Origin of the sequence: Pseudomonas sp. HMSC08G10 (assembly GCF_001808425.1) — a bacterium.
GTDB classification, from domain to species: domain Bacteria; phylum Pseudomonadota; class Gammaproteobacteria; order Pseudomonadales; family Pseudomonadaceae; genus Aquipseudomonas; species Aquipseudomonas guariconensis.
In genome coordinates this window covers 432,618-451,298 of sequence record NZ_KV793298.1, presented here as the reverse complement: position 1 = coordinate 451,298, position 18,681 = coordinate 432,618, and the positions used below count along the sequence as shown (strand labels likewise).

The window sequence follows — 18,681 nt, the reverse complement described above, 5'->3', positions numbered from 1 at the left end:
GTCTAAGGCTCAATCGGCAGAGGCCGTACTATCGAGGAGCATTTATCCATGAAGATTCGTCTGCCACTGCTGGCGCTGGCCTTGGGCCTGAGCGCACCACTGGTACATGCGCAGATGTTGCAACCGGGCTTGTGGGAGCTGACCACCAGCAATATGCAGGTCGATGGCAAGCCATTACCGGACATGGAGTTCATGCTCGGGCAATTGAAAAACCTGCCACCTGAGCAACGCGCCATGATGGAAGGCATGCTGGCCAAGCAGGGCATTACCGTGGGTGGTAAGGGCGTGCGCTCGTGCCTGACGCCGGAGCAGGTCCGGACCAATGACATTCCCCTGCAGGACCCTCAGTCCGGCTGTACTCAGAAGATCACCGATCGCACAGGCAACGTGTGGAAATTCCAATTCAGTTGTCCTCGTGCCCAAGGTACTGGGCAGGCGACCTTCCTCAGTGACCGGGAGTTTCATACTCAGGTCAGTGGCACGTTCAACGCTTCAGGCGTTCAGCAGCAGGGCAGCATGAACACCAAGGCGGTCTGGCTGGGCAACGACTGCGGTTCGGTGAAACCTCGCAGTTGAGGCTTCAAAACCGATAGCGACTGATCGCCACTGCGTCGTGGGCATGCAGACTCTCTGCATGTTCCACACGCAGGCTGAACCCCTCTACCCACCGCACTTGCCTCAGCGCCTGGTGCAAACGCCTGACGGCATCCTCACAGAACATCAGGTTCTGTCCATTGGCCAAGGCGAACGCCTGTTCGTCTGCGCGCTTGACCGCTGTTTGTACCGCCGTACCCAAGGCACGCTCCAGCGTGTCGATCAACTCGGAGAGCGGCAAGTGCTGCAGATTCTCTCGCAGTCGTACTCGAACCTGGGCCTCGCTGCGCTGACTATGGGGCGTGGCGACGATGCCCTGATTGCTGCCGAGCCATTCCAGTAGGGTCGATTGATCGGGTACCTGCTCTGGAAAGTCCTTTAGGAACTGCTGCTGAATCAGCTGTCGGGCGAGCGCTGCGGAGCAGGGGCAGGTGGAGGAGTAAGGAATTACCACCGAGAGTTCCACGTGGAACATTTCATTGTCCGTCGTAGCAACCAAGCAGACGGGATAGCTTTTCCAGCCGGCCAAGGGGCTGACCAGGGCAGGTCTTTTGAGCAAATGCTCGAAGCGCAAACTCACCTGCGCCTTTGAAGAGAGCCCGACGTGGGTATCGAGGAAACTCGCCAGCAGCCGACGGAGTAGCAGCGGACTGAGCTCGGTGTTTTCCAGGGCTTCCAACGCCAGGTAAAGCCGCGACATATGAATGCCTCGGGCGGCGCCGTCTTCGAGATTGACGCCCGCGTCGGCTTGGGCATTGAGGGTGCGTCCTTCAAATTGCAACGGCACGGCGATTCCACACATACCAACCCACTCCAGGGGGACGGCCTCGGGGAGGGACTGTGTGGCGATGTCGGGAAGCGTCAGGCTGGTCATCATGGGTTCTCTGGCAAGGATCGACAAACGCGGCTTGGCGAAATTCTATTGTTATATTATAACAATGCGCAATGCATCGTTTCGAATGCGCTTGCCTGTCGAGGTACGACCAATGCCCCACCGTTTACCTGTAACTGTGCTTTCCGGCTTTTTGGGAGCTGGCAAAAGCACTTTGCTCAACCATGTGCTGCGCAACCGCGAAGACCTGCGCGTCGCCGTGATCGTCAACGACATGAGCGACATCAACATCGATGCGAGCGAGGTGCAGCGCAATGTCAGCCTGAACCGGGCGGAAGAAAAGCTGGTGGAGATGAGCAATGGCTGCATCTGCTGCACGCTGAGGGAAGATTTGCTCGAGGAGGTCGCGCGGCTGGCGAGCGAGGGTCGTTTCGATTACCTGCTGATCGAGTCCACCGGCATTTCCGAACCCTTGCCGGTAGCCGAGACGTTCACCTTCCGTGACGAACAGGGTCGTAGCCTGTCGGACATGGCACGCCTGGACACCATGGTCACGGTGGTCGATGCGCTCAATTTTCTGCGTGACTACCAGGCAGCCGACAGCCTGGCCAGCCGCGGTGAATCCTTGGGTGAAAACGACGAGCGGTCTATCAGCGATCTGTTGATCGAACAGGTGGAGTTCGCCGACATACTGCTGCTGAGCAAGATCGACTTGGTCAGCCAGCATGAGCGAGACGAACTCACGGCCATCCTGCGCAGCCTCAACGCCCGGGCGCAGATCGTGCCGATGGTCATGGGCCAGGTGCCGCTGGCGCGTATTCTCGATACTGGCCTTTTTGACTTCGAGCAAGCGGCCCAAGCACCTGGCTGGTTGCAGGAGATGCGTGGCGAGCACGTGCCGGAAACGCAAGAGTACGGGATCGCCGCAGGGACGTGGCAGGCCCGTCGCCCGTTGCATCCGCAACGCTTCCACGATTTTATCCACAAGCCCTGGAGCAACGGCAGGTTGCTTCGTTCGAAGGGGTTCTTCTGGCTGGCCAGCAAGTTCCAGGAGGCGGGCAGCTGGTCCCAGGCCGGCGGCATGATGCGCCATGGGTTCGCCGGTCGCTGGTGGCGCTTCGTACCGCAGGATCAGTGGCCGCAGGACCCCGAGAGCACCCAGGCGATCCTCAAGCATTGGACGCAAGAGTGCGGCGATTGCCGGCAGGAATTGGTGTTCATTGGTCAGAATATCGACTTCGCACAGCTATCCACAGAACTGGATGCATGTCTGCTGACCGACGAGGAATGGGCGCAAGGGGAGATGGCATGGCTACGTCTTCCCGATCCGTTCGGGCCTTGGTATGACGAAGCGGCGTGAGGGTGTGGATAACTTTCGGCGGCTTGACTGGTAGCAACGAGGGCGCATAGTTGGAGGCTATTTCCAAGGTATGGCCGATGCTCCAGAACATTCCGACCCACGTGATCGCAGGCCCATTGGGCGCTGGCAAGACCAGCCTGATACATCAGCTGTTGGCTCAGCGCCCATCAGGTGAGCGCTGGGCCATACTGGTCAACGAGTTCGGCCAGATTGGCCTGGATGCGGCGCTGCTGAGCCAGGACGAGGATGGCATCGCTATTGGCGAGGTGGCCGGCGGCTGCCTGTGCTGCGTCAATGGCATGCCGTTCCAGGTCGGCTTGGGCCGCTTGTTGCGCAAGGCTCGGCCTGATCGGGTGTTCATCGAGCCGTCCGGTCTGGGCCATCCTCAGTCTTTGCTGGCCCAGCTGGGTCAGGCGCCCTGGGTGGGTGTACTGGCCGTGCAGCCGTTGGTGATGGTGCTGGACGCACAGGCTCTGGCCCGTGGTGAACCGCTGCCCGACGCGCAACGGCAAGCCTTGCCCGAGGCTGCATTGCTGGTTTTCAACAAGGCTGGGGCTTTGGATGAAACCCAGCGCCTGTTGATAACTGCACAGTTCCCCGAGTTGCCGAGGCTTTGGACCGATCATGGGCGATTGTCGGTGGACCTTTTGCCCGTCACGTCTGGCACAACGAGCCCTCTCGAGGCTGTGGACAAACTACCCAGGGAGACCCCTTCGAACCCTGCTGGCGCCCTGTGGACAGATCCTCGCCAGCCAATCTGTCTCGCCCAGCAAGGCGAGGGTGGCTGGAGTGTTGGCTGGCGCTGGCACCCCTCGCAGCGTTTCGACGCGACGCGTTTGCTCGCAATGCTTGAAAGCTGGCCGTGGCGCCGCGCAAAAGGTGTTATCCACAGCGACACCGGCTGGCAGTCCTTCAATGGTCTGGAAGGCGAGGCACTGGCTTGGCAGCCGAGCGAATGGCGCAAGGATTCACGTCTGGAGTTGATCTTCGATCAGCCGCAGCTGCTGGACACCCTCCAGGAAGCCTTGGTCGCTTGCCGCTTGGAGGCCTGATCAGTTGCGCCAGCGGTTATGTTCCTGGCGCCACTGCTGCATCTCGATGACGTTGTCTGCCTTCGGCGGAACCTTGATTTCAAATGGATAGGGCGCCAGTTCGATCTGCAGGGTGTGGGCACCGAACTGCGTCACTGTCCCAGGGTGGCGTTGCTCGCCGGTCACGGTGAACTCGAACCCATAGACACGCGCCAGGCGCTTGCGGCCATTGGCATCGCGCACGAAGGCGATGCGCTTGAGGGCGACGTTATCGTCGAGCAGTTGAAGGTCAAGCTTGGTGCAATGCTGCTTGACCCGTTCAAGGGCCTTTTCGCGCAGCCCATGGTTGTGCCACAACCAGGCACCGGCGGTCGCCAGTACCATCAGGACGAAGAGGTTCTCCAGGGTCAACATTTGCATATGCTCCAAAACGGTAGATCCAGCTTAACTGTGTCCCTGGCCTGTCGTACAGGTGGCAAACGGGTTCATACTGCGCGGCGCACATCTACTGAAACAGCTTTGGAATTTCCCACATGAAACGTACACCGCATCTGCTTGCTATCCAGTCCCACGTGGTCTTCGGCCACGCCGGAAACAGCGCTGCGGTGTTTCCCATGCAGCGGGTCGGGGTCAATGTCTGGCCGCTGAACACTGTGCAGTTCTCCAACCATACCCAGTATGGACAGTGGGCCGGTGAAGTGCTCGCTCCGGCGCAAATTCCTGCGCTGGTGGAAGGCATTTCCAACATCGGCGAGCTGGGCCATTGCGACGCGGTGCTTTCCGGTTACCTGGGCAGCGCCGAGCAGGGCAGGGCGATCCTGGCGGGTGTCCAGCGGATCAAGGCGGTGAACCCCAAGGCGTTGTACTTGTGCGATCCGGTCATGGGGCATGCGGAAAAAGGCTGCATCGTGCCGGTCGAAGTCAGTGAGTTTCTCTTGGAGGAAGCCGCCTCGGTGGCGGATATCCTGTGCCCCAACCAGCTGGAACTGGACAGCTTCTGTGGTCGTCGGGCCGAGTCCTTGGATGATTGCGTGGCCATGGCGCGCGGCCTGCTTGAGCGCGGCCCCCAGGTGGTACTGGTCAAGCACCTGTCCTATCCGGGGCGCGCCGAGGACGCCTTTGAAATGCTGCTGGTGACTCGAGAACACAGCTGGCATCTGCGCCGACCATTGCTGGCCTTCCCACGTCAGCCGGTAGGGGTGGGTGACTTGACCTCCGGCCTGTTCTTGGCCCGCGTGTTGCTCGGTGACAGCTGGGTCCAGGCGTTCGAGTTCACCGCTGCGGCCGTGCACGAAGTGCTGCTGGAGACCCAGGCCTGCGCGAGCTACGAGCTGCAACCGATCAGGGCCCAAGACCGCATCGCCCATCCGCGTGTGCGCTTCGAGGCGCAGCGGTTGGCTATCTAGGCCGATCACAGGGCCGCTGTGCAGCCCTGCCGGTTGCTAGACGTCTAGATCGAATCGGTCTTGAGGTTCTGGTAGCGCTGTTCCAGTTCCTGGCGGATCTGTCGGCGCTGCTGGCCCTGCAGGAAGCGCCGCTTCTCTTCGCTGCTCTGGGGCTGGCGTGGCGGGACCTGCACCGGACGGCGATTGTCGTCGACCGCAACCATGGTGAAGAAACAGCTGTTGGAGTGCCGCACGGAGCGCTCGCGGATGTTTTCGGTCACGACCTTGATGCCCACTTCCATGGACGTATTGCCGGTGTAGTTGACCGAGGCGAGGAAGGTCACCAGTTCGCCGACATGTACAGGCTCTCGGAAGATCACCTGGTCCACCGACAGGGTGACCACATAGGTGCCGGCATAGCGGCTGGCGCAGGCATAGGCGACCTCGTCGAGGTACTTGAGCAGGGTGCCGCCATGGACGTTGCCGGAAAAGTTGGCCATGTCCGGGGTCATCAGGACGGTCATCGTCAGCTGGGCGTTTCCAGGTTCCATAGTGTGCTCACGGGTTGGTTGCGCTGAAACGGGGCTGGTATCTGCGGACACTTCTGTTTCCCCCTCATAGGGTTTCCCCATCCTGGTACGGGACGTCGCCTGACGTGCTTCCGTCACGCGGATCGTGCCATCTCTGGCAGCAAAATCGCCGATCTGTTTCTACATATTGCATCGGCTATTCATGCGAAGGCGCGATGTTAACCTGAGCGAGCCCATGCAACATGGGCTTTCCTGCTTTGAACACAGTATGTACGTGCTGCTCGCTTGGGTTTGCCTTGGCAGAGGAGCGGTCTGCCCGAGCAACGAGAAAAGGAGTACCTCGCCATGCATGCCATCAGTTTCATCCAGGATTTGGCCGTGATCATGCTGGTCGCCGGGGTGGTTACCATTCTCTTCCACCGTTTCAAGCAGCCGGTGGTACTGGGCTACATCGTCGCAGGCTTCATCATTGGGCCTCACACACCACCCTTTGGCCTGATCCACGATGAGGACACCATCAAGACCCTGGCTGAGCTGGGGGTGATCTTTCTGATGTTCTGCCTGGGCCTGGAATTCAGCCTGCGCAAGTTGTTCAAGGTCGGCGCCACTGCGTTCATCGCCGCCTTCCTGGAAATCGTCCTGATGATCTGGATCGGTTTCGAGATCGGTCGTTGGTTCGGCTGGAGCACCATGGACTCGCTGTTCCTGGGGGCGATCCTGGCCATCTCCTCGACCACAATCATCGTCAAGGCGCTCAATGATCTGAAGATGAAGAACGAGCGCTTCGCCCAGCTCATCTTCGGCGTGCTGATCGTCGAGGATATCCTCGGCATCGGCATCATCGCCCTGTTGTCGGGAATCGCCGTCAGCGGCACGGTCAGTTCCGGCGAAGTGTTTTCCACGGTCGGCAAATTGTCGCTGTTCATGATCGTTGCACTGGTGATCGGCATCCTGCTGGTGCCACGGCTGTTGGCCTATGTGGCGAGGTTCGAAAGCAACGAGATGCTCCTGATCACTGTACTGGGACTGTGCTTCGGTTTTTGTCTGTTGGTGGTCAAGCTCGAATACAGCATGGTCCTGGGTGCGTTCCTGATCGGCGCTATCATGGCCGAATCCAGGCAGTTGCTGAAGATCGAACGTCTGATCGAGCCCGTACGCGACCTGTTCAGCGCCATCTTCTTTGTTGCCATCGGCCTGATGATTGACCCGCGCGTGTTGCTCGACTACGCCTGGCCGATTGCAGTGATCACCCTGGCGGTGGTGCTGGGCAAGATGCTGTCGTGCGGCATGGGGGCATTCATCGCCGGCAATGATGGACGCACTTCGCTGCGTGTTGGCATGGGGCTTTCACAGATTGGCGAGTTTTCCTTCATCATCGCTGCCTTGGGCATGACCTTGCAGGTCACCAGCGATTTTCTTTATCCGGTGGCTGTGGCCGTGTCGGCCATCACTACCTTGCTTACGCCCTATCTGATTCGCGCAGCCGATCCGCTCTCACTCAAGCTTGGCAAGGTGATGCCCGGGCGTCTGGCGCGGGTGCTGTCGTTGTACGGGGAATGGCTACGCAGCATCCAGCCCCATGGCGAGGGTGCGATGGTCGCGGCGATGATCCGGCGTATTCTGTTGCAGGTAGGTGTCAACCTGGCGCTAGTCATCGCGATTTTCTTTAGCGGTGGTTACTTTGCCGTGCGCATCGGCAACTGGTTGAGCGAATGGGTCAGCGATGTCAGTCAGCAAAAGGCGGTGATCTGGGGGGCCGCCTTGTTGTTGTCGCTGCCTTTCCTGATTGCCGCCTATCGCAAGCTCAAGGCGCTATCGATGCTGTTGGCGGAGATGAGCGTGAAGCCGGAGATGGCCGGACGGCACACTCAACGTGTCCGTCGGGTAATTGCCGAGGTGATTCCGTTGCTGTCGCTGCTGGTGATCTTCCTGCTGCTGTCGGCGCTTTCGGCGAGCATCCTGCCGACCAACGAGTTGCTGCTGGTCATCGCAGTCGTGGCAGCGGTGGTGGTGGCCTTGCTATGGCGATGGTTCATCCGGGTGCATACCCGCATGCAAATCGCCTTGCTGGAAACGCTGGAAAACAACCGTGATCAAACCCATTGAGCGTTTGCGCTCTCTGCGCAAGGCGACGTCGCAGTCCGAGGGGATGGAACGGTAACGCCGCCGCCAGGCGCAGAACGCCTGGCGATTCTACGTTGGGTGGTGGCTATGAGCCATCTCCTGGCGCAAGAAATTACGTCGCACCGAGGTGCACGAGCTTTGCGGGAAGTACGGTTCAGCTTTCCAGCCAGACGTCCCGGACCCAGTGCCAGACGGTTTCCCAGTTATCTTCGCTGATCGCTTCTTCCTCGGCGTCCCACAGCACCACGGTGCCGTCTTCCTCGACACAGTAGTAGTTGTCCCCATCCTGGCACAGCGGGACCAGGTCGCGTGGCACGCCAGCATCCCAGGCGTTGGCGGCAACGTCTGGCAGGTAGGTGTGGGACTGGGGATCGGTGACGGTCACCGGCTCCAGGCTGCCGTACACCACGTCGCTGACCGTCAGCAGGAACTCACGCAGGCCGAACGGCATGTTGATCAGCAACTCTTCCTCGATTTCTACCAACAGGTCCTCGTCCGGCAATTCCAGTGGCACCGGCACGGGTTCATTGGCTTCACGGAGCTGATCGATCACTTCTTCCACGGCTTACATCCTCTGGCCTTGATGACAACGCTGCGGTTTATACCCTAGTAGCCCGCTGTGCCAAAAGCAAAAACCCCGGGCAAGCCCGGGGTTTTGAGTGCAACGCGGTAGATCAGCCGTTCTGGCGGATACCGGCGAGCAGCCAAGGCTGGTTTTCGCCTTGGGCGCGCTCCATGTGCCAGCTTTCGCTGAATGCTTCACCCTGGTCGAAGCGCGAGGTCTTCGATACACCATGGAAGGTCAGGGTGGCGACAGTCTTGTCGGCACGATCGTCGACGCCTTCGAGCTGCACATCGAGGTTGTCGATGTAGGTGGACTGGAAACCATCACCCAGGTCGGCACGCTCGCGCTTGAGGAACTCGAGCATCTGCGGGGTGACGAATTCGGCGATCTTGTCCATTTCGTTGGCATCCCAGTGCTGCTGCAGCGACATGAAGTGAGTGCGGGCAGCGGATAGGAAGCTTTGCTCGTTGAACCAGGCCGGAGCGTTGATGACCGGTGCGCCAGCAGCGGCCGAAGCGCCACCGAAGACCGACGGTTGGGCTGGCTGGGCATGGGTTTCACGCTGGTAGGGCGCATTGCCGGCACCGGCCATCTGCGGCTGCTGCTGGCGGCGGCGGGCGGCGATGAAGCGGAACACCAGGAAGGCGATCAGGCCCATGATCAGGAAGTCGAAGATCTGCATGCCCTGGAAGCCGTCGCCCATGAACATGGAGGCCAGCAGACCACCGGCGGCGATACCGGCCAGTGGGCCCAGCCAGCGCGAAGCACCGCTGGCGGCGGCCGGTGCACGGCCAGGAGCGGTCGGCGCGGCGGCAGGTGTGGTTGGCGCAGCCTGGCGGGTCTGGTGGATAGGCGCGGAGCCCGAGCTCTTGCCGCCGCCGAAACGCTTGGCGTTGGCATCCAGGCTCAGCGTCAGGCCGACGCACAGCGCCAGTACGATGCTAAGAAAACGTTGCATAGATGGGATATCCCCTGTGGGTGGATTGCACGCGCGTCATGTTGCACATGTTGTAGGAGACATGACCAGCGCCATAATGTTTCCAGCTTTTGCCTGAATGGTCTGAGGCAAGACTGATTGCTGGATAGGACCATTCGTCAAGATCTGTAGGAGGCGGCAGCACTGAACCTGGGGAGCTGGCGAAGCCTGCGGTAAGCCCTACTCGCACGGGGTCAGTGCCAGCGGGCCTCAGATCGCTTCCAGCTTGGCATACCCCAGCATCAACCACTTGCTGCCCTCGGCGAAGTTGACCTGCACCCGTGCCTGGGCACCAGAGCCTTCGAAGTTGAGGATCACGCCTTCGCCAAACACTGCGTGTTGCACGCGCTGGCCAAGGTTGAACGCGGTCTGTGGGATGCTGGCATTGGCGAACAGGCTGCTCGCTTGGCTCTGGCTGCCACCGAAGGGACGCCTGACCGAGTTGGACAAGCGCACCTCTTGAACCAGGCCTGCCGGAATTTCCCGTACGAAACGTGACACTTTGTTATAGGTCTCGCTGCCATACAGACGGCGGGTTTCGGCGTAGGTCATGATCAGCTGGCGCATGGCCCGGGTGATGCCCACATAGGCCAGGCGGCGTTCTTCTTCCAGACGGCCGGGTTCTTCCAGGCTCATCTTGTGGGGGAACAGGCCTTCTTCCATGCCGACCAGGAACACATAGGGGAACTCCAATCCCTTAGCGCTGTGCAGCGTCATCAGCTGGATGCTGTCCTCGTGCTCGTCGGCTTGGGCATCGCCGGCCTCCAGGGAGGCGTGGCCGAGGAAGGCGGAGAGCGGCGACAGGTCGGCATCCTCCTCGCTGGTCTCGAAGTTGCGCGCCGCGCTGACCAGTTCCTCAAGGTTTTCTACCCGAGCCTGGCCCTTTTCGCCTTTTTCTTCCTGGTGATAGAGGATCAGGCCGGACTGCTCGATGACGGTCTGGGTCATCAGGTGCAAAGGCATTTCCAGGACCTTGGCAGCGAGGTTCTCGATCAACTCGATGAACGCGCCCAAGGCACTGGCGGCACGGCCCTTGAGAGCTTTGGCCGCCAACAGCTGGCACATGGCCTCCCACATCGACAACTGGCTGTGCCGGGCATGTTCGCGGATCGCCTCGACGGTCTTTTCGCCGATGCCGCGCGGTGGCACGTTGATCACCCGCTCCAGGGCGGCGTCGTTGCCGCGGCCTTCGAGCAGGCGCAGGTAGGCCATGGCGTTCTTGATCTCGGCGCGCTCGAAGAAGCGTTGGCCGCCGTAGATCCGGTAGGGAATGCGTTCGCGCAGCAAGGCTTCTTCAAGCACCCGCGACTGGGCGTTGGAGCGGTACAGGATGGCCACGTCGCTGCGGGCATTGCCCTGCTTGATGAAGCTCTCGATGGTCTCCACCACATAGCGCGCTTCGTCATGCTCGTTGTACGCGGCATAGAGGGTCAGCGGCTCGCCTTCACCCATGTCGGTCCACAGCTCTTTGCCCAGGCGCCCGCTGTTGTTGGCGATCAGGGCGTTGGCGGCCTTGAGGATACCGCCGGTGGAGCGGTAGTTCTGCTCCAGGCGAATCAGCTCGGCGTCGGGGAAGTCAGCGGTGTACTGATGGATGTTCTCGATCTTGGCGCCGCGCCAGCCGTAGATCGACTGGTCGTCGTCGCCCACCGCCATGAGGCTGCTGCCGCCTGCGGCAAGCAGGCGCAGCCAGGCGTACTGCACGGCGTTGGTATCCTGGAACTCGTCCACCAGCAGGTGGCGGAAGCGCCGCTGGTAGTGTTCGAGCAGGCCAGGGTGGTCGCGCCACAGGTCCAGGGCGCGAAGCAGCAATTCGGAAAAGTCGATGACCCCAGCGCGTTCGCAGGCCTGTTCGTAGGCCTCGTAGATGCTGCGCATGGTGCCCAGGAACAGATCGCCACCGGCCTGGATATGCTGTGGACGGAGGCCTTCATCCTTCTGGCCGTTGATGAACCATTGGGCCTGGCGGGCGGGCCAGCGCTGCTCGTCGAGGCCGAGCTCGCGGATCACCCGCTTGATCAGCCGCTGCTGATCATCGCTGTCCAGAATCTGGAAATTCTGCACCAGCCGGGCTTCCTGCCAGTGGGCGCGCAGCAGTCGGTGCGCCAGGCCGTGGAAGGTCCCCACCCACATGCCGGCCGGATTGATGCCCAGCAATTGCTCGATCCGCTGGCGCATTTCGGCCGCGGCCTTGTTGGTGAAGGTCACCGACAGGATCGAGTGGGGGGAGGCCTGTTCGACCTGGATCAGCCAGGCGATACGGTGCACCAGCACGCGGGTCTTGCCCGAGCCGGCACCGGCCAGCACCAATTGACGCCCCAGCGGGGCCGCTACGGCCTGGCGCTGGGCATCGTTGAGGGAGTTCAGCAGGAGGGAGAGGTCATCATTGCGCATCCGGCCATTCTAGGGCCGCGCAGGGGGCAGGGGCAAACGGCCCCCGGAGAAATCTTGCAGGCGGTGCCAGGCCGTTCATCGGCGGCCTGGGCAGAGGCCTGTTCTTGAGCGGTCTGGGTAAACGGCCGCCGGTATTTTTGAAAACATGACGTAGAGCAGTTTGGCCCAGGCCATGGCTTGTGTATGCTCGCTGCACTTTTGCGGTCTGCCAATACAAGAACACAACAAGAACACGACCCTATGACCCAGGATTTCGCGGCGATCGGAGCATCGCCGGAGACGGCAAGGAGTGTGCGCAGGCAATTTGCGACCCAGCTCTGCATCGAGCGTACCCGTCTTCTCTATCAGGGCTCATTGCTGCCCACCCTGCTGATGCTGATCAATGGCCTGCTGTGCGCCTGGCTGTTGTGGAGCCCTGAGCGCTATCTGCTGGTCAGCGTATGGCTGGCCTGGCTGTTGGCGCTGGTGGCCCTGCGGGTGATCCAGGTCGCGGCCTTCGATGCGGCCACGCCAGCGCGTCAAGCCAAGGCGTCCTGGCAGCACATGTTCCTGTCCGGTTCGGCCTTCAGCGGCCTGACCTTGGCCTGTGCGGCGATCGCCTTGGTGCCGGTGGACGATTTCGTGCAGCAGGCCTGGGTGTTCGGACTGTTGGGGGCGGCGGCGTTGTCGGCCAGTGTCGCCTATGCCGTGAGCCTGCCAGCGTTTCTCAGTTTCGCCTTGCCCTGCCTGTTGCCGCCCATCGTGTTCCTGTTCTACTTCGATGCCGGTGCGCAGCGCGGCTGGGGCTGGCTCGGCCTGATCCTGCTGGGGACGCTGATGGTGGTGGCCTGGCAGGTCAACCGCTTGCTCGAGCGCAGCCTGTTGCGCCGTTTCCAGAACCAGGCGCTGATCGAACACCTGCAGAGCGCCCAACACCGCGGTGAGCAACTGAACCAGGCGTTGCTCGTCGAGGTGCGGCAGCGTCGTCATGCCGAAGACCAACTGCGCCAGGCCCAGGCTGGGCTCGAGCAGCGGGTGCTTCAACGCAGCCATGAGCTGGACCTGGCCAACCAGGCCCTGGGCAAGAGCGAGCAGCGCCTGGCCCTGGCGCTTCAGGCCAGCGAGTTGGGGTTGTGGGATTGGAACCTGCTCACCGACGAAGTGCATCACACGCAGCTGTACGCCTTGTTCGGCCTGGACCCGGAGCAGGTCCGCTCGGTACGCGCCGACCTAAAGCCGCGCCTGCACCCGGACGATCTGCCGTTGCTGCGCAGGACATTGGTCGAACACCTCAAAGGCCGTACCGAGGACTACCGGGTCGAATACCGCATCCGGCATACCCAGGGGAACTGGCGCTGGATCGAAGACCGAGGCCGTGCCGTGGAACACGCCGCCGACGGCCGAGTCCTGCGCATGCTCGGCACACGACGTGACATCACCGCGCAAAAGGAGCAGGAAGAGCAGCAGCGTCTGGCGGCCACGGTGTTCGAAGCGGCCAGTGAAGGGATCGCGATCCTCGATGCGGGCTTCCAGCTGCTGGCTGTCAACCAGGCCTTTTGCCAAATCACAGGCTTCGACCGGGAAGAGCTATTGCAGCGCAATGCCCTGGAGTTGCCCTGCAGCCGTGACGCCCGGCGTCACAGCCAGGCGATCGGCCAGGCGCTGGAGCAGCAGGGGCGCTGGCAGGGCGAGCTGGTCGAGGCGCGACGCAACGGCGAGCTGTATCCCCAGTGGTTGCAGCTCAATGGCGTACGTGACGCGCGGGGCAACATCAGCAATATCGTAGGCTTCTTCACCGACCTGTCGGCCCGACGGGAGTCGGAGGAGCGCCTGCGCTACCTGGCCCACTACGACGACCTCACCGGGCTGGCCAACCGCGCCTTGTTCCGCCTGCGTTTGCATGAGGCCGGGCAACGGGTTCGGGTGAACGGGCGCAGCCTGGCGTTGCTGCACATCGACTTGGACCGCTTCAAGCTGCTCAACGAAAGCTTGGGCCACGAACTGGCCGACCAGCTGTTGAAAAAAATGGCCCTGCGCATCGCCAATGCGGTACCTGAAGCAGACACTGTCGCGCGCTTGTCTGGCGATGAGTTCGTCGTGCTGTTCGATGGCTACAGCAACCTTTCCAGCCTGGTGCGAGTGACGACCCGCCTGCTCGACAAGCTGCGCGTCCCGCAACGTCTGGGTGGGCATGAGCTGGTGATCAGTGCCTCGGTCGGCATCAGTGTGTTGTCGGACCCCAGTTTCGACCTCAACGCATTGCTCAGCCAGGCGGACATGGCCAAGCAGCATGCCAAGCATCTGGGCGGCGACAACTTCCAGTTCTATACCGAAAGCCTGCGCGCCAGCACCCTGGAGCGCCTGCAGCTGGAAAACCACTTGCGCAAAGCCATCGACGAAGGCCAATTGCTGGTCTACTACCAACCCAAGCTTTGCCTGCGCAGCGGCCGCCTGCTCGCCGCCGAAGCGCTGGTGCGCTGGCAGCATCCGCAGTGGGGCATGGTGCCGCCGGGCGACTTCATCGGCCTTGCCGAAGAAACCGGACTGATCGGGCCGATGGGCGAGTTCGTGCTGCGCGAAGCGTGCTGGCAGGCTTTTGAATGGCGGCGTCAGGGCATGAGCGTGCGGGTTTCGGTGAACCTCTCCGGCTATCAACTACGCCAAGGCAAGATCGTCAGCCTGGTGCGTCAGGTGCTGGCAGAAACGGGCCTTGCGCCGCAGTTGCTGGAGCTGGAACTGACCGAGAGCCAATTGCTGGACAGCGTCGAGCACATCATCTCGACGTTCCAGCAACTGCACCAGCTGGGGGTCAAGTTGGCGATCGACGACTTCGGTACCGGCTACTCCTCGCTGAGCTATCTCAAGCGCTTCCCGGTGGACTACGTGAAGATCGACCAGGCGTTCATTCGCGGTCTGCAGGAGGGCAGCCAGGATGCGGCGATCATCCGCGCGATCATCGCCATGGCCAAGAGTCTGGGCTTGAAGGTCGTGGCTGAAGGGGTGGAAACCCAGGAGCAGCTTGCCTTCCTGCATGATCACGGGTGCGATGAGGCGCAGGGGTATCTGATCAGCAGGCCGCTGGATGCCCAGGCGTTCAAGGCTTTGCTGGATAAATCCCCGAGCATCCTGATGAGCTGATCGATTTCAGCTGTGCCAATGCCGGCCCTGATGGGCCAGCAGGCTGTTGGCCTGCTCCGGGCCGTTGCTACCGGCAGGGTAGGGGCGAGGCGCCTGGAAGTGCTCTTCCCAGCCTTGCAGGATCGGGTCGATCCAGGCCCAGGCGGCTTCGACCTCATCGCGACGCATGAACAAGGTCGAATCGCCCGCGAGCACATCCAGCAGCAGCCGCTCGTAGGCTTCCCAGCGACGGGTCTGGCCGAACACTTGAGCCAGGTTCAGGTCCAGCTCCACCGGCTCCAGACGCATGCCTTTGCCCGGGCTCTTGGTCATCATGCGCAGGCTGATGCGTTCATCGGGTTGCAGCTGGATCAGCAACTGGTTGACCTGCCCGCCACTGAATAGCTCATGGGGCACTGGTTTGAACTGGATGACGATCTGCGAGGAGCGTCGTGCCATGCGTTTGCCGGTACGCAAGTAGAAGGGCACGCCAGCCCAGCGCCAGTTATCGATGTGCGCCTGGACCGCGACGAAGGTCTCGGTGTCGCTGTCGTTGTCCACGTCCTTTTCGAAGTAGTAGGCCGGCACTTCCTGGCCGCCGATCCGGCCGGCGCCGTATTGCCCGCGCACGGTCTTGTCCTGCACATCCTGACCGGTGATCGGTTTGAGGGCACGCAGGATCTTCACTTTCTCGTCACGCACCGCTTCGGCTTCGAACTGTGCCGGCGGCTCCATGGCCACCAGGCACAGAAGCTGAAGCAGATGGTTCTGCAGCATGTCACGGGTTGCGCCTGCGCGGTCGTAGTAGGCGCCGCGGTTCTCCACGCCCAATGTCTCGCAGACGCTGATTTGCACGTGGTCGACCTGGCCATTGCGCCAGACCGGCTCCAGGAGGGCGTTGGCAAAACGTAGCGCCATGAGGTTCTGCACGGTCTCCTTGCCCAAGTAGTGATCGATGCGAAACACCTGGGACTCGTCGAACACCGCGCCGATCGCTTCGTTGATGGCCGTGGCTGACTCAAGGGAGTGGCCGATGGGTTTTTCCAGCACGATACGCGCCTCGCTGTCGGCAAGGCCTGCGATGCGCAAATGGTTGGCGATGGGCACGAACAGGTTGGGTGCGGTCGCCAGGTAGTAGATGCGCGCCAAGCCGCCAGGCTCGCCCAGGTAGCGTGCCAGGCGAACGAAATCGGCACTTTGCGAGGCATCCATGGCGATGTAGTCCAGGCGTGCGCAAAAACGTCGCCAGACCTCTTCGTCGAAATCCTGGCGGGCGATCTGCGCCCTGCAATTGCGTTCGGCGAGCTTGAGGTATTCATCCCGGGGCAGGTTGCGCCGCGCCAGGGCGATGATCCTCACGGCATTGTGCAGGCGGGCCTCGCGGTACAGGTGGTAGAGCGCCGGCAGTAGTTTGTGCAGGGCCAGATCGCCCGTACCGCCGAAGACCAGGATGTCGCAAGGAATAGTCAAAACCACCACTCTCCACATTGGTTTAGCTGGGCGGGTCGCTGGTCATGTAGTATAACTACAAGAAAGCTACATCCCGGCCAGCCGATCATAACCGAGTCCAGCCTGTGAATCTGTTGCAACATATCGCCCAATCGCGCCATTTGCTGCGCAAATCGGAACTGAAAGTGGCCGACCATGTGCTGCTCGATCCGGCTGCCGTCATGCACAGCTCGATGGCCGACCTTGCCCACAGCGTGGGCATCAGCGAGCCGACCATCGTACGTTTCTGCCGCGCGATTGGTTGTTCGGGCTTCCAGGATCTCAAGCTCAAGCTGGCCCAGAGCCTGGCGGCAGGCGCCAGTTTCGGCCAGTTCGCCATCCACGAAGATGACTCGGTCGCCGACTATAGCCTGAAGATCTTCGATACCACCCTGCACACCCTGATGGAAGTGCGTGAGCACCTCAATCCCCAGGCTCTGCAGCAGGCGGTGACCGCCATGGCCCAGGCCCAGCGCGTAGAGTTCTATGGTTTCGGTGCCTCCGGCGCGGTGGCCGCCGATGCCCAGCACAAGTTCTTCCGCCTATTGCTCAGCGCTGCGGCGTACTCCGACCCGCACATGCAAGCCATGTCGGCGGTGACCCTCAAACCTGGCGATGTAGCGGTGTGCATTTCCCAGTCGGGTCGCTCCAAGGATCTGTTGATCACCGCCAATCTGGTGCGTGAAAGCGGCGCCAACCTGATCACCCTTTGTCCGAGCCAGACGCCGTTGGCCGAGTTGTCCACCGTCAATCTGGCCATCGACGTGCACGAAGACACCGAGATCTACACCCCGCTGACTTCGCGAATCGCTCACCTGGTAGTGATCGACGTACTGGCCATGGGCGTGGCCATGGCCCGCGGACCGAGCCTGGTGAATCACCTCAAGAGCGTGAAACGCAGTTTGCGTAGCCTGCGACTGTCGCCCAAGTCGATCAAGGCGACCGACGACTGAGCCTGCTGCCGATGCAGGCTGTTCGCGGGTAAACCGCGAAGGGCCAGAACAGGCAAAGCAAATTTCACGGTTTTGTCACCAATCCACAGCCAAACCGTAAACCTGCAAGGCCAACCTGAAGCTCCCCGCATCCTAACTGGGAGACAGGCAATGGCACGTGATCATGACGGTTCGTTCCAACCCACCGCCAAAGCTCGCAAGCAGCAGGAAAAGGACCAGCGTCGCATGGAGTTCCGCCGCGCGATCGAAAGCTACTGCGACCAGCGTCAGTTGCTGCGCGACATTACCGATTACCCCGACCTGCGAGACATCACGGTTTGGCAGGTATCGGCGGCATCTTCCCCGAAAATCGCTCCACAAGCCCGCTGATTTTCGCTCGTTCATTACGTATGAATGCAAGAAAGGCCAAGGCCACCGGTGATTGCCGCTTGGCCTTGGACTGCACCACGCACCAACTGCGATACAGCGGCAGCTCCTCTACCGGCAGTTCTTTCAGCACCCCGGTGGCCAACTCCAGGTTCAGCGCATGGCGGGTGAGCAGGGCGATTCCCAGGCCTGCGATCACGCACTCGCGCTGGGCATCGGCCGAGGCGACTTCCAGCGTCTGAGTGAAGTGCACGCGTTTGTCCTTGAAGTATTCCTCGCAGGCCTTGCGGGTGCCCGAACCCTGCTCGCGAATCAGCAAGGTATGAGGCTCGAGGTCCTGCAGGCGCAGCTTCTCCAGCTTGCACAGTGGATGGTCCGGCGGTGCCACGGCCACGATCGGGTTGTTCAGGAACGGCATGAACTCAAGCCCCATGTCCTGGGGCACCATCGACATGATGATCAGGTCGTCGCGGTTGTCCGAAAGCCGGCGGATCGCCTGTGCCCGATTGACCACCGTCAGGGTCAGGTTGACCTCTGGATGGCGTTGCTTGAACGCGGCGAATAGGTGGGGTACGAAGTACTTGGCGCTGGATTCGATCGCAAGTTTCAGCTGGCCCTGCAGTGAGCCCTGCATGTCCGAGAGCTGCATGTCGAGGTTTTCCAGGCGACCGAAGATGTCCCGGCTGGCGCGCTGCAGGGCCTCGGCCGCTTCGGTCAGGTAGAGCTTCTTGCCCACGTACTCGAACAGCGGCTGGCCAATCAGCTCCTCGAGCTGGCGGATCTGTAGACTTACGGCGGGTTGCGTCAACGCCATTTCCTCTGCCGCACGGCTGTAGGAACGCAGATCGCACACCTCGTTGAAGATCTGCAGTTGACGCAATGTCATACGCATCAAGGACTTACGCATTTTTCCCCAGTCTCCCGCAAAACCTTGTTACGGCACTATAAGCTTTTGCTTATGTCGACCCTAACAAATATTGATTTTTG

Annotated in this window: 16 protein-coding genes; 8 read left to right on the top strand and 8 right to left on the bottom strand. The window is 61.4% G+C overall.

Annotated features, from left to right (window positions below):
* Nucleotides 1-48: 48 nt before the first annotated feature.
* Nucleotides 49-576, top strand: a complete 528-nt coding sequence (locus HMPREF3173_RS08115; RefSeq protein WP_043209997.1) for a DUF3617 domain-containing protein — start codon at nucleotides 49-51, stop codon at nucleotides 574-576.
* A 4-nt stretch (nucleotides 577-580) separates the two neighbouring features.
* On the opposite strand, the gene folE2 is transcribed toward HMPREF3173_RS08115, so the two are convergent.
* Nucleotides 581-1,468 (bottom strand): GTP cyclohydrolase FolE2, encoded by an 888-nt coding sequence (gene folE2, locus HMPREF3173_RS08110; protein ID WP_070572285.1) that lies wholly within the window; start codon nucleotides 1,466-1,468, stop codon nucleotides 581-583.
* 112 nt (nucleotides 1,469-1,580) lie between these two features.
* Between folE2 and zigA the strand changes: the two genes are divergently transcribed.
* Both zigA and HMPREF3173_RS08100 read left to right on the top strand, forming a co-directional pair.
* On the top strand, nucleotides 1,581-2,786 hold the full coding sequence (zigA, locus tag HMPREF3173_RS08105) for a zinc metallochaperone GTPase ZigA (protein ID WP_070572234.1): 1,206 nt from the start codon (nucleotides 1,581-1,583) through the stop codon (nucleotides 2,784-2,786).
* 77 nt (nucleotides 2,787-2,863) lie between these two features.
* Entirely contained in the window at nucleotides 2,864-3,838 is a 975-nt protein-coding gene (locus HMPREF3173_RS08100) for a CobW family GTP-binding protein (protein WP_070572231.1), read from the top strand.
* Here the strand turns inward: HMPREF3173_RS08100 and HMPREF3173_RS08095 are convergent, their stop codons facing one another.
* The gene (locus tag HMPREF3173_RS08095) at nucleotides 3,839-4,231 is read right to left on the bottom strand and encodes a DUF3301 domain-containing protein (RefSeq protein WP_043209992.1); all 393 of its coding nucleotides are present in this window, start codon (nucleotides 4,229-4,231) and stop codon (nucleotides 3,839-3,841) included.
* A 119-nt stretch (nucleotides 4,232-4,350) separates the two neighbouring features.
* On the opposite strand from HMPREF3173_RS08095, the gene pdxY reads away from it, so the two are divergent.
* Nucleotides 4,351-5,223, top strand: a complete 873-nt coding sequence (pdxY, locus tag HMPREF3173_RS08090) for a pyridoxal kinase PdxY (protein ID WP_070572228.1) — start codon at nucleotides 4,351-4,353, stop codon at nucleotides 5,221-5,223.
* A 44-nt stretch (nucleotides 5,224-5,267) separates the two neighbouring features.
* Here pdxY and HMPREF3173_RS08085 read toward each other — a convergent pair whose 3' ends face one another.
* Entirely contained in the window at nucleotides 5,268-5,753 is a 486-nt protein-coding gene (locus tag HMPREF3173_RS08085) for an acyl-CoA thioesterase (RefSeq protein WP_043209987.1), read from the bottom strand.
* Nucleotides 5,754-6,077: 324 nt separating this feature from the next.
* On the opposite strand from HMPREF3173_RS08085, the gene HMPREF3173_RS08080 reads away from it, so the two are divergent.
* A complete protein-coding gene (locus tag HMPREF3173_RS08080) occupies nucleotides 6,078-7,838 on the top strand; it encodes a cation:proton antiporter (protein ID WP_070572225.1) in 1,761 nt (586 codons plus the stop codon).
* A gap of 172 nt (nucleotides 7,839-8,010) precedes the next feature.
* On the opposite strand, the gene HMPREF3173_RS08075 is transcribed toward HMPREF3173_RS08080, so the two are convergent.
* The 3 genes from HMPREF3173_RS08075 to uvrD all read right to left on the bottom strand — a co-directional run bounded on the left by HMPREF3173_RS08075 (nucleotide 8,011) and on the right by uvrD (nucleotide 11,791).
* Nucleotides 8,011-8,418, bottom strand: coding sequence for an SMI1/KNR4 family protein (locus tag HMPREF3173_RS08075; protein ID WP_043209983.1), 408 nt, complete (start codon nucleotides 8,416-8,418; stop codon nucleotides 8,011-8,013).
* Between the two features lie 112 nt (nucleotides 8,419-8,530).
* Entirely contained in the window at nucleotides 8,531-9,379 is an 849-nt protein-coding gene (locus HMPREF3173_RS08070; RefSeq protein WP_070572221.1) for a Tim44 domain-containing protein, read from the bottom strand.
* Between the two features lie 228 nt (nucleotides 9,380-9,607).
* Complete coding sequence (gene uvrD / locus HMPREF3173_RS08065; RefSeq protein WP_070572218.1) at nucleotides 9,608-11,791, bottom strand: DNA helicase II; 2,184 nt, start codon at nucleotides 11,789-11,791, stop codon at nucleotides 9,608-9,610.
* 240 nt (nucleotides 11,792-12,031) lie between these two features.
* Between uvrD and HMPREF3173_RS08060 the strand changes: the two genes are divergently transcribed.
* Nucleotides 12,032-14,908: a putative bifunctional diguanylate cyclase/phosphodiesterase gene (locus tag HMPREF3173_RS08060; protein WP_070572215.1), complete on the top strand. Its 2,877-nt coding sequence runs from the start codon at nucleotides 12,032-12,034 to the stop codon at nucleotides 14,906-14,908.
* A gap of 6 nt (nucleotides 14,909-14,914) precedes the next feature.
* Here the strand turns inward: HMPREF3173_RS08060 and zwf are convergent, their stop codons facing one another.
* Complete coding sequence (gene zwf / locus HMPREF3173_RS08055; protein WP_070572212.1) at nucleotides 14,915-16,357, bottom strand: glucose-6-phosphate dehydrogenase; 1,443 nt, start codon at nucleotides 16,355-16,357, stop codon at nucleotides 14,915-14,917.
* Between the two features lie 104 nt (nucleotides 16,358-16,461).
* Here zwf and hexR point away from each other — a divergent pair, with 104 nt between their 5' ends.
* Nucleotides 16,462-17,328 carry a transcriptional regulator HexR gene (hexR, locus tag HMPREF3173_RS08050; RefSeq protein ID WP_043209971.1) on the top strand — a complete coding sequence of 289 codons (867 nt, stop codon included), beginning with the start codon at nucleotides 16,462-16,464 and terminating at the stop codon, nucleotides 17,326-17,328.
* A gap of 150 nt (nucleotides 17,329-17,478) precedes the next feature.
* Complete coding sequence (locus HMPREF3173_RS23855; protein WP_080642090.1) at nucleotides 17,479-17,697, top strand: PA3496 family putative envelope integrity protein; 219 nt, start codon at nucleotides 17,479-17,481, stop codon at nucleotides 17,695-17,697.
* Here HMPREF3173_RS23855 and HMPREF3173_RS08045 read toward each other — a convergent pair.
* Nucleotides 17,639-18,601, bottom strand: a complete 963-nt coding sequence (locus HMPREF3173_RS08045) for a LysR family transcriptional regulator (RefSeq protein WP_043209969.1) — start codon at nucleotides 18,599-18,601, stop codon at nucleotides 17,639-17,641. The genes HMPREF3173_RS23855 and HMPREF3173_RS08045 overlap by 59 nt on opposite strands.
* Nucleotides 18,602-18,681: the final 80 nt, after the last annotated feature.

What these genes read in the sequence shown, in the direction of transcription:
- uvrD (WP_070572218.1), bottom strand. Translation starts at nt 11,791, where the DNA reads ATGCGCAATGATGACCTCTCCCTCCTGCTGAACTCCCTCAACGATGCC.
- HMPREF3173_RS08115 (WP_043209997.1), top strand. Translation starts at nt 49, where the DNA reads ATGAAGATTCGTCTGCCACTGCTGGCGCTGGCCTTGGGCCTGAGCGCA.
- HMPREF3173_RS08085 (WP_043209987.1), bottom strand. Translation starts at nt 5,753, where the DNA reads ATGGAACCTGGAAACGCCCAGCTGACGATGACCGTCCTGATGACCCCG.
- zigA (WP_070572234.1), top strand. Translation starts at nt 1,581, where the DNA reads ATGCCCCACCGTTTACCTGTAACTGTGCTTTCCGGCTTTTTGGGAGCT.
- HMPREF3173_RS08095 (WP_043209992.1), bottom strand. Translation starts at nt 4,231, where the DNA reads ATGTTGACCCTGGAGAACCTCTTCGTCCTGATGGTACTGGCGACCGCC.
- HMPREF3173_RS08070 (WP_070572221.1), bottom strand. Translation starts at nt 9,379, where the DNA reads ATGCAACGTTTTCTTAGCATCGTACTGGCGCTGTGCGTCGGCCTGACG.
- HMPREF3173_RS08060 (WP_070572215.1), top strand. Translation starts at nt 12,032, where the DNA reads ATGACCCAGGATTTCGCGGCGATCGGAGCATCGCCGGAGACGGCAAGG.
- pdxY (WP_070572228.1), top strand. Translation starts at nt 4,351, where the DNA reads ATGAAACGTACACCGCATCTGCTTGCTATCCAGTCCCACGTGGTCTTC.
- HMPREF3173_RS08045 (WP_043209969.1), bottom strand. Translation starts at nt 18,601, where the DNA reads ATGCGTAAGTCCTTGATGCGTATGACATTGCGTCAACTGCAGATCTTC.
- folE2 (WP_070572285.1), bottom strand. Translation starts at nt 1,468, where the DNA reads ATGACCAGCCTGACGCTTCCCGACATCGCCACACAGTCCCTCCCCGAG.
- HMPREF3173_RS08100 (WP_070572231.1), top strand. Translation starts at nt 2,864, where the DNA reads ATGCTCCAGAACATTCCGACCCACGTGATCGCAGGCCCATTGGGCGCT.
- HMPREF3173_RS08080 (WP_070572225.1), top strand. Translation starts at nt 6,078, where the DNA reads ATGCATGCCATCAGTTTCATCCAGGATTTGGCCGTGATCATGCTGGTC.
- HMPREF3173_RS23855 (WP_080642090.1), top strand. Translation starts at nt 17,479, where the DNA reads ATGGCACGTGATCATGACGGTTCGTTCCAACCCACCGCCAAAGCTCGC.